Raw genomic sequence first — 8,715 nt, forward strand, 5'->3', positions numbered from 1 at the left:
CGATGACCCCCTTCTTTCCAATCCTGTCGAATGCTAGTCCATATTATCCATCTCTTCGTTCATCGTTTCCGTCAGCCGGTTTGTAAATTGCAATGCCGCATTATAACCCATTTGCTTCAACCGATAATTCATCGCCGCCACTTCGATAATGACAGCCAGGTTTCGGCCAGGCCGCACCGGGATGGTGACCAGCGGAAGATCCGTGTCAATGATCCGTGTCGTTTCTTCATCCAAGCCCAGGCGATCATACTGTTTGTCCTGTTGCCAGGTTTCCAGCTTACAAACCATCGATATTTTGGTATTATTGCGAACAGCACCCGCTCCAAATAAGGTCATGACATTAATGATACCTACTCCGCGAATTTCCAGCAGATGCTTGAGTAAATCAGGTGCGTTGGCGATTAAGATGTTCTCGGCTGTTTGCCGAATTTCCACCGCGTCATCGGCTATCAACCGATGGCCTCGCTTAACAAGCTCCAGGGCGGTTTCACTCTTTCCTATCCCGCTGCTTCCGGTTATAAGAACCCCTATGCTATATACATCGATCAGAACGCCATGGATAGTCGTAGACGGGGCCAAATTGCTTTCGAGAAAGCCGGTAATCTTGCTGATTAACGCCGTCGTCGTCAGCTTGCTTCGCAGTACCGGAATTTGCCTTCTGGAGGCTTCCTCCAACAGTTCCACCGGTACCCCCAATCCTCTGGAGATGCAGATACACGGGGAATCATTGGCGCAGAGCCGTCTCATGCGGTCTTGGCGATCCTCCTCGGATAGCGTTTGGAAAAAAGCCAGCTCTGTTTTTCCGAGAATCTGCACCCTCTCATGGGGATGATAAGCGAAATATCCGGCCATCTCCAGGCCAGGACGATATAAATCGGCGACAGTCACGACTCTTTTTAGTCCTTCTTCACCGCACAGAACATCCATACGAAAATGCCGGACCAGGTCGGAGACCTTTGTTTTTTTCGGCACGCTTCCCACTCCTTAGTTTTCCAATAGTAATATCGTAAAGGAAATGCCGTTTGAAATCAACCGTGCATCCCCATACTGAAACGATTTTCCGAATGCGGTACGGCATGAGCTTTTCTAATCTGCTTACACCGATTGCGCCACAGAAAAAGGCCGGCATTATGCCGGCCTTAGCCAATCGGTCGATTACTTCGAAAAGATCGACAGCGTGGATTCTTTATCAAAGAAATGAACTTTGTTCATATCAAAAGCAAGCTTGACTGTCGTTCCTTCTTTAATGCCGGAACGTCCGTCTACACGGGCGATGATCGTATCTTGACCCAGCCCCGCAATGTACAGATACATTTCGTGACCCAGGTTCTCCGCTACTTCAATGTTGGCATTAACGATAGTGTTCGGGGAAGCTTCCAGGAACACAGGCTCTTCATGAAGATCTTCCGGACGGATCCCAAGAACGAGCTCCTTGCCCACGTATCCTTTTTCCTTAAGAACATTCGCTTTGCCTACAGGCACTTCAACATTGATGCCGCTAGCTTTGAAATACAAGCCGCCGCCTTGCTCGGTCAGCGTTCCATTGACGAAGTTCATGGAAGGAGATCCAATGAACCCGGCAACGAACATATTAACCGGGAAGTTATAGATTTCGTCCGGAGTAGCCGCTTGCTGGATAATTCCTTGCTCCATAACGACGATCCGTTGGCCCATCGTCATAGCTTCCGTCTGGTCATGCGTTACATAGATAACCGTAGTTCCGAGACGCTTGTGAAGCTTGCTGATTTCCGCACGCATCTGTACGCGAAGCTTGGCGTCCAAGTTAGAAAGCGGTTCGTCCATCAGGAACACTTGAGGCTCCCGAACGATAGCACGACCGAGGGCTACCCGCTGACGCTGACCACCGGAGAGTGCTTTAGGTTTACGATCGAGAAGATGCTCGATGTCCAAAATTTTAGCAGCTGAGCGAACTCTTTCATCGATGTCTGCTTTTTTGAACTTACGCAGCTTCAATCCGAATGCCATGTTTTGATATACGTTCATATGAGGGTAAAGAGCATAAGATTGGAAAACCATCGCGATGTCGCGATCTTTAGGAGCTACGTCGTTAACCAGACGGTCGCCGATGTAGAGCTCTCCTTCCGTAATTTCTTCCAATCCGGCGATCATACGAAGTGTCGTCGATTTACCGCATCCCGATCCGCCTACCAGAACGATAAATTCCTTGTCTTTAATATCCAGATGAAAATCTTTAACGGTAGGTTCGTTGTTGCCGGGATAAGTCTTAACGATATGATGTAAACGTACGCCTGCCATCTCTCATTCCCCCTACAATTTTTAGTTTAAAATTATACGTAATAGTGATATGACTATATCTTATAACATTCGCTTAATAAAAAACTATGCACAAACCATACAAAAAATTTATTTTCTTTTCGTAACTTTGTACAATAGCAATGCGATGCGCACTTGGACGGCATCCCGGAAATTCCGGACATCCAGCCCCGTCTCCTGTTTGAATTTATCCAGTCTGTACAATAGAGTATTCCGGTGAATATATAGCTTTTTAGCGGTTTCGCTAACATTACAGTCTAATGAAAAGAAGGTTTCCAGCGCGGTCAAGGTTTCGATATCCGGAGGCTTATCTGTCTTAAATATTCGGTTGACGAAATCAGCCATATCCGCAGGCGGAATTTCATAGAGCAGCTTCTCCAAATAAAGAGACCACGGAAAATGAATATTATCACCCACATGGTACGTTTTACCAAGCTCTACAGTCTCTCTTAATTCGATAATAGTACGCAGCAGAGATTTGGCGGGAACATTCGGGTAATGAACCGCCAGATGTGTTTCCCCAATCCATTCGTTCGCCAGCATCTCGTGCAAGCCTGAACTGATCGAGATGAGCGATTCCTCCAGACTTTCCGCATTTTCCCTATCCTCCTCCCCACTCGCGTCCAGAAGCTCCATGGGTCCGAGAATAACCCACTCCTTATCCATAAGTGGGATGACCGTAAGCTCCGCGTCAAAAAAGGATTCCAACAGCTTGACCAGCTCCTCCGATTGAAGAGGGCGGGCATCAGAGTAATCCCCATATAATAGAAAGGGGATTTTCTCATTATCCAGAGCGAATGACTCCGCCAGGCTTCTTGGCATTTCCGCCTGGGCCTTCCCAAGCCTCAATTGCTCGAGCAACCATTCCTTTATCGGCGCTGTAGGCTCTCTAAGCGCGGTTCCTTTAGTCTCCGACAACCCTTTGATTTTGGCAGATCGAAACGAATCGAGTACAAGCTCCACCAATTTTCTTTCGGTCTCCGTTACTTTCTGATCCACAGCAATCAGTTCAACTTCATACTCGTCAGCTCCGAGGAAAAACAGCATCTCCTGATCCAACATAATGCTTTTCTCCATATGTCCCGGTTCAGCACTCAGGGCCAACAGATTCCAATCCTCTATCGGCATGAACTTAATCCGCAGTGGTGTGTCCAAAATCGGCTCTAGTTTGTCCTTAATCCGTTCCCAATTCATGAACCTACTCCTAATTCTGTATGTAGTTTCCTATCTCCACCTAATGATAACCCAACGGAAGCCCGGAAGAAAACCCTTAGTTGGACAGACTCGGATAATCTTTTGGGGCATACCTCGTCCGAACCTTTACCAGAGGGCTCCGATTAAACTGATAATAGGCTTGTCCAAATAAGAATCGATCATACTTCATGAGCCCCGGATGGTTTCTTGTGAAACGGGAAATAATTGGACTAAATGCTCTGCTTAGGAGGCGGTATTATTTACAAGGTCCCTTACGGTAAAGGTGAAGCAAGCTTCCGCCTTCCTGAATCGGTCCGGCCCGAGTGGCTGCTCTATGGCCGCCCCCAGGGAGACGATAACAACAGCGAGTTTCATCCGGCCTCCAACCCCCTGCAGTTGATTGATCAGGCCCTTCACCAGCCAATCGGCAGCTTGCCTCTGGCAGAACTGGCAAAAAACTGTAAGCGTGCGGTTATTATCATCAGTGACATTACCCGTCTATGTCCGAGTCATTTATTTCTAGAGCCGCTCTTGAATGAGCTTAACTCCGGAGGCATGGCGGACTCCTCCATTACAGTGATCGTTGCTCTGGGGATTCACCGGTCACAAACCGAGACTGAGCTGAGAACTCTTACCGGGAATTCCGTCTATCGCAGAGTCCGGGTGATGAATCATTCCCCCGCCGAGGAAGACTGCCTCTATATGGGAACGACACAGCAGGGAACCAGGGTCGAAATAAACCGCCACGTAGTACAAGCCGATTTACGGATTCTAACTGGCAACATTGAGCCTCACCATATGGCAGGTCTGTCAGGCGGAGCTAAAGCCCTGCTCCCCGGAGTAGCCTCCAGGCGATGTATCGAAGCGAATCACGCTTTGTCCAAAAAAACGGTCAAAGCTGTAGCAGGTTCGCCGGACAACAGCATCCGTCAAGATATGGAGGAAGCTCTGTCTTTAGTTCCGGCTCATTTTTTATTCAATGTCATCGTCAATCATGACAAAGAAATGATCGCGGCCTTTGCCGGAGACGTGATCGAGGCCCACCGGGCCGGGGTGCTGCAAGCGAAGCAGTTGTTCTGCATCCCCGCTGCAGCACAATATGATCTGGTCATTGCGTCTCCCGGCGGGCACCCTAAAGACATTCAGCTTTATCAAGCCATTAAAACTCTACAGAACGCTTCTTCCTTCACTCGGACCGGCGGAACGATCGTGTTGATTGCAGAGTGCGAGGAGATCTACGGCAATGGATTATTTCAATATTGGGCAGAAACGTATTCCGACAGACAACAAGCTATCGATAAGCTGAGCCAGACCTTCATATTAGGAGCGCATAAACTTGAGCAATTGGATGCCCTTCTGCAAAAGCACAGAATCTATCTTCATTCTGAAGTGCCTTCTGCGGTTTGTGAGCTCCTTGGATTTTACCCGGCGAACGAGCTGCAATCGACTCTGGATGAACTGACCTTTGCCCGCCCGATCCAGGCAGCTATCATGCCTTACGGCGCCATTACCTTTGCGGATAAAAACCAATAGAAATTTAAATTAAGAAAGGTGGAGTCACATGATAGACGTTTGGGGCCATTGGTCGTTAAACCGGCTTTTGATCTTATTTGTCGCGTTGGCTTTTTTGCTTATCGGCTTGCAGGTCACTTTTTCCCATTATCGGCAAAATTTTCACCATAAAGCGATGTGGTTTCCGGTCATTGAATCCCCGCTAATTTTTCTTGCAGGGCTTGGTCTCGCCTTTAGTCCGTCCGGCTTTTTTCGTTTCACCTTTGTATTTCTTCTCCTTGCGGGTGTCCTTATCGGAATAGCCGGTGTTTATTTTCATTTTAAAGGCGTCGGTGTTCGCGTAGGAGGATATGCTTCCCGCAACTTCTTGGTCGGCCCTCCTGTCGTACTTCCGGTCGTATATATCGCTATGTGCGTACTCGGGCTGATCGCCGTATATTGGAGGTGATAACCAATGACTCAGCAATCCCACTACCCTACTTATGATGTTATGCAAGAAAAAGAGCATTGGGACGATCATACCCGTTCTATCGTTGAAGAAAGACTGAAGCCAAATCTGGAGTATAGCTATCTTAGCCTGCAGGATGCGGAGACCTTAAGAGCCGTTTGCTCGACGCTAATCGACGACAATAGGAATGAGTGTATCCGATATGTGCTGACCCACATTGATGGACAGTTGCACCAAAACATTGGAGAAGGACAACGAAAATCGATAGTTCCCCCTCTTCGGGAATTAGTAAGACGTACCGTCGAAGCGCTGGACCTGATGTCCATGTCCCGATGGGAATCTTTATTTCATCAATTAAAGGAAGACGATCAGAGACAAATTCTGCTGGAATTGAGCGAAAATCGGGCGGAGCCAGCCTACGTCTGGACTGGTTTGCCGCAGGCGGAAATTTTTAATAAACTGCTGACCTTGACCGTGGAGGCGTATTATTCTCATCCGCTGGTCTGGTCGGAAATTGGTTACGGCGGTCCGGCCTATCCCCGGGGATATGTACGTACGGCTATTGGACAACTGGATCCCTGGGAGGCGAAGACGGAACGATGATACAGCGTAAATATGCGAACGAAGAAGTCGATGTCGTTATAGTCGGAGCCGGAGCGGCTGGCGGCGTTCTGGCCAAAGAGCTGAGTGAAGCCGGAATGAGCGTAGTCATCCTGGATGCGGGACCTATGCGCGATGCTCAACATGACTTCGCCAGCGACGAGCTATCTATGCAAAATTTAGGCTGGCAAGAAACGAGAATCGTCGATGGAAGCCATCCGCTTCAGATGGGACATAACAATTCCGGACGGGGAATAGGCGGGGGGACGGTGCATTTTACCGGAGTATTTCTCCGGTTTCACGAATCCGATTTTCAGACCCGAACGGTAGATGGCGTTGGCGAGGATTGGCCCATCCGATATTCGGATCTCGAACCGTACTATGACAAGATAGAACGGGAAATCGCCGTTTCCGGGCCAAAATATTTCCCCTGGGGGAGCTTTCATGGGCCTTATCCCTATCCCGAGCGTGATCCGCTCAGCCCGAACGCTTACTTATTCCAGCATGGCTGCAGCAAGCTGGGCATAGAAAGTGTCGTGGCCCCCTTGGCTATTTTATCCGCTCCTTTTGAGGATCGCCCTCCTTGCATTAACCGCGGGTTTTGCAATCAAGGCTGCATGCCGAATGCCAAGTTCAGCACGCTGATCGTCCATATTCCAAAGGCGATTCGGGCTGGGGCGGAAGTGCTTGCCGATTGCATGGTCACCCAAATAACTATGAATAATAAAGGGTTAGCCGAAGGAGTCGTATTCATTCATGACGGCCAAACCTATGAGCAGAAGGCCAAACTCGTTATTCTGTCCGCCTTCGTCGTAGAAAACCCTCGGCTGCTGTTCAATTCGGCTAATGCTCAGTTCCCGGACGGCCTGGCCAACCGGAGCGGCTGGGTCGGCAAAGGAATTATGCCCCACAGCAGTCACGATGTGTACGCTATCTTTGATCAAGAAGTCCGTTTGTATAAAGGGACTCCCGTGCTGGCGACCACCCAGCATTATTACGCCACCGAACGGGAACGCGGATTTGTACGCGGATATACTTTACATGCCCATGGTGTACGACCGGTTAGTTTTGCCAAAGGAATTTCGGGCGCTCTGGAAGGCCCTATATGGGGACAAAAGTTAAGGCAAGCTGTACTGGATTACAATTATTATGGCCGGGTTACGATGGTCGGTGAGGTTCTCCCTAATGAGAATAACCGGATCTCTTTGACGAACGAGAAGGACAAGCAGGGGATGCCACGGGCCAAGGTAACCTTTAGCTATGGACACAATGACCTGGCGATGATCGAGCATGCCATCGAATCCATGAAATCGATCCTTAAAGCGGCAGGGGGAAAAGTTCATTTTGTCATTCCCGATACGGCTCACTTGATGGGAGGATGTCGAATGGGAACTAATCCGGAAACATCGGTCGTTAACCCTTATGGGCAATCGCACGATATTCCTAACCTGTACATTTGCGATGCCAGCATATTCGTCACCTCCGGCGGGGCCAATCCGACGAATACGGTTATGGCTTTGGCCGCTCGAACGGCAGATCATCTCATTGCTAAAGCAAAAAGGCACGAGTTGGACACATCATAACAATTTGCGGTGTCTATGCGGCGGAGGAATGGCAGTTGCTAAGAAGCGAAGTGAGGAACGAGAAAATCCGTTTAGCTTCTACCTTCATATTGGGAAAAAAGAAACATCAAAAAAAAGGCCGATGCCGGCCTCCTTCATGATAATCTTACTTCTATGACAAGTGAAATGATGAGCCATGGAGGACTCGAACCTCCGACACCCTGATTAAAAGTCAGGTGCTCTACCGACTGAGCTAATGGCTCTCAATAATAAGTAAGTGGTGGGGGATGATGGATTCGAACCACCGAACTCGTAAGAGAACAGATTTACAGTCTGCTGCGTTTGGCCACTTCGCTAATCCCCCATATTGTCCGTTCTTCTTAAAAGAAAACCGGATATGGTGGCTCGGGACGGAATCGAACCGCCGACACGAGGATTTTCAGTCCTCTGCTCTACCGACTGAGCTACCGAGCCTTATGTATTAAATTATTTTATATAAAATGGCGGAGCTGACGGGATTCGAACCCGCGGTCTCCTGCGTGACAGGCAGGCATGTTAGGCCTCTACACCACAGCTCCACATCTCGGTGGTGCCGACGAGAGGAGTCGAACCTCCGACCTACGCATTACGAGTGCGTTGCTCTACCAGCTGAGCTACGACGGCATATGGTGGACGCTGACGGGATCGAACCGCCGACCCTCTGCTTGTAAGGCAGATGCTCTCCCAGCTGAGCTAAGCGTCCAAAATAGCAATCACCCTATAAAGGACAAACAATAATAAATGGGAATAGCGGCGGAGGGGATCGAACCCCCGACCTCACGGGTATGAACCGTACGCTCTAGCCAGCTGAGCTACACCGCCATATATGGAATAGGTAAACTGTGGCGGAGAGAGAGGGATTCGAACCCTCGCACCACTTACGCAGTCTAACCCCTTAGCAGAGGGTCCCCTTATAGCCACTTGGGTATCTCTCCAAGATTATTCCCTGAAAACTAGAAGCGAATGCTGCTGCATCATCCATTAGATAGTTGTGTTATCGGGGTCCCCGCAAAGTACTCGGACTCTGCTTCGAAGCTTATCGTCACTTTGTGGGGATTGATTTGG

Annotated in this window: 7 protein-coding genes and 8 tRNA genes; 4 read left to right on the top strand and 11 right to left on the bottom strand. The window is 49.1% G+C overall.

The genetic code is table 11. The features are described from left to right. Positions 1-33 precede the first annotated feature (33 nt). From hprK to KJS69_RS17170, 3 genes are all read right to left on the bottom strand, one after another. Positions 34-972, bottom strand: a complete 939-nt coding sequence (gene hprK, locus KJS69_RS17160) for an HPr(Ser) kinase/phosphatase (RefSeq protein ID WP_213584993.1) — start codon at positions 970-972, stop codon at positions 34-36. 183 nt (positions 973-1,155) lie between these two features. Beyond that, positions 1,156-2,277, bottom strand: a complete 1,122-nt coding sequence (locus tag KJS69_RS17165) for an ABC transporter ATP-binding protein (RefSeq protein ID WP_213584994.1) — start codon at positions 2,275-2,277, stop codon at positions 1,156-1,158. 108 nt (positions 2,278-2,385) lie between these two features. Beyond that, positions 2,386-3,489 (bottom strand): PucR family transcriptional regulator, encoded by a 1,104-nt coding sequence (locus KJS69_RS17170; RefSeq protein WP_213584995.1) that lies wholly within the window; start codon positions 3,487-3,489, stop codon positions 2,386-2,388. 234 nt (positions 3,490-3,723) lie between these two features. Here KJS69_RS17170 and KJS69_RS17175 point away from each other — a divergent pair, with 234 nt between their 5' ends. From KJS69_RS17175 to KJS69_RS17190, 4 genes are read left to right on the top strand one after another with little or no spacing between them, the layout of a single operon-like run. Then, entirely contained in the window at positions 3,724-5,022 is a 1,299-nt protein-coding gene (locus KJS69_RS17175; RefSeq protein ID WP_213584996.1) for a nickel-dependent lactate racemase family protein, read from the top strand. 28 nt (positions 5,023-5,050) lie between these two features. Further along, positions 5,051-5,449 carry a hypothetical protein gene (locus tag KJS69_RS17180; protein ID WP_213584997.1) on the top strand — a complete coding sequence of 133 codons (399 nt, stop codon included), beginning with the start codon at positions 5,051-5,053 and terminating at the stop codon, positions 5,447-5,449. A 6-nt stretch (positions 5,450-5,455) separates the two neighbouring features. Further along, positions 5,456-6,052 carry a gluconate 2-dehydrogenase subunit 3 family protein gene (locus KJS69_RS17185; RefSeq protein ID WP_213584998.1) on the top strand — a complete coding sequence of 199 codons (597 nt, stop codon included), beginning with the start codon at positions 5,456-5,458 and terminating at the stop codon, positions 6,050-6,052. After that, a complete protein-coding gene (locus KJS69_RS17190; RefSeq protein ID WP_213584999.1) occupies positions 6,049-7,632 on the top strand; it encodes a GMC family oxidoreductase in 1,584 nt (527 codons plus the stop codon). Before KJS69_RS17185 ends, KJS69_RS17190 begins: the two co-directional genes overlap by 4 nt. 169 nt (positions 7,633-7,801) lie before the next feature. Here the strand turns inward: KJS69_RS17190 and KJS69_RS17195 are convergent. From KJS69_RS17195 to KJS69_RS17230, 8 genes are all read right to left on the bottom strand, one after another. After that, positions 7,802-7,874: transfer RNA gene (locus tag KJS69_RS17195), tRNA-Lys, on the bottom strand. 15 nt (positions 7,875-7,889) lie between these two features. Continuing rightward, positions 7,890-7,975 (bottom strand) — tRNA-Tyr (locus KJS69_RS17200). A gap of 34 nt (positions 7,976-8,009) precedes the next feature. Beyond that, positions 8,010-8,085 (bottom strand) — tRNA-Phe (locus KJS69_RS17205). A gap of 27 nt (positions 8,086-8,112) precedes the next feature. Then, a tRNA-Asp gene (locus tag KJS69_RS17210) sits at positions 8,113-8,189 on the bottom strand. A 9-nt stretch (positions 8,190-8,198) separates the two neighbouring features. After that, positions 8,199-8,274: transfer RNA gene (locus KJS69_RS17215), tRNA-Thr, on the bottom strand. A 3-nt stretch (positions 8,275-8,277) separates the two neighbouring features. Beyond that, positions 8,278-8,353 (bottom strand) — tRNA-Val (locus KJS69_RS17220). Positions 8,354-8,398: 45 nt separating this feature from the next. Next, a tRNA-Met gene (locus tag KJS69_RS17225) sits at positions 8,399-8,472 on the bottom strand. A gap of 21 nt (positions 8,473-8,493) precedes the next feature. Beyond that, positions 8,494-8,585 (bottom strand) — tRNA-Ser (locus KJS69_RS17230). Positions 8,586-8,715 lie beyond the last annotated feature (130 nt).

The organism is Paenibacillus sp. J2TS4, from assembly GCF_018403245.1.
Classification (GTDB): Bacteria; Bacillota; Bacilli; order Paenibacillales; family NBRC-103111; genus Paenibacillus_L.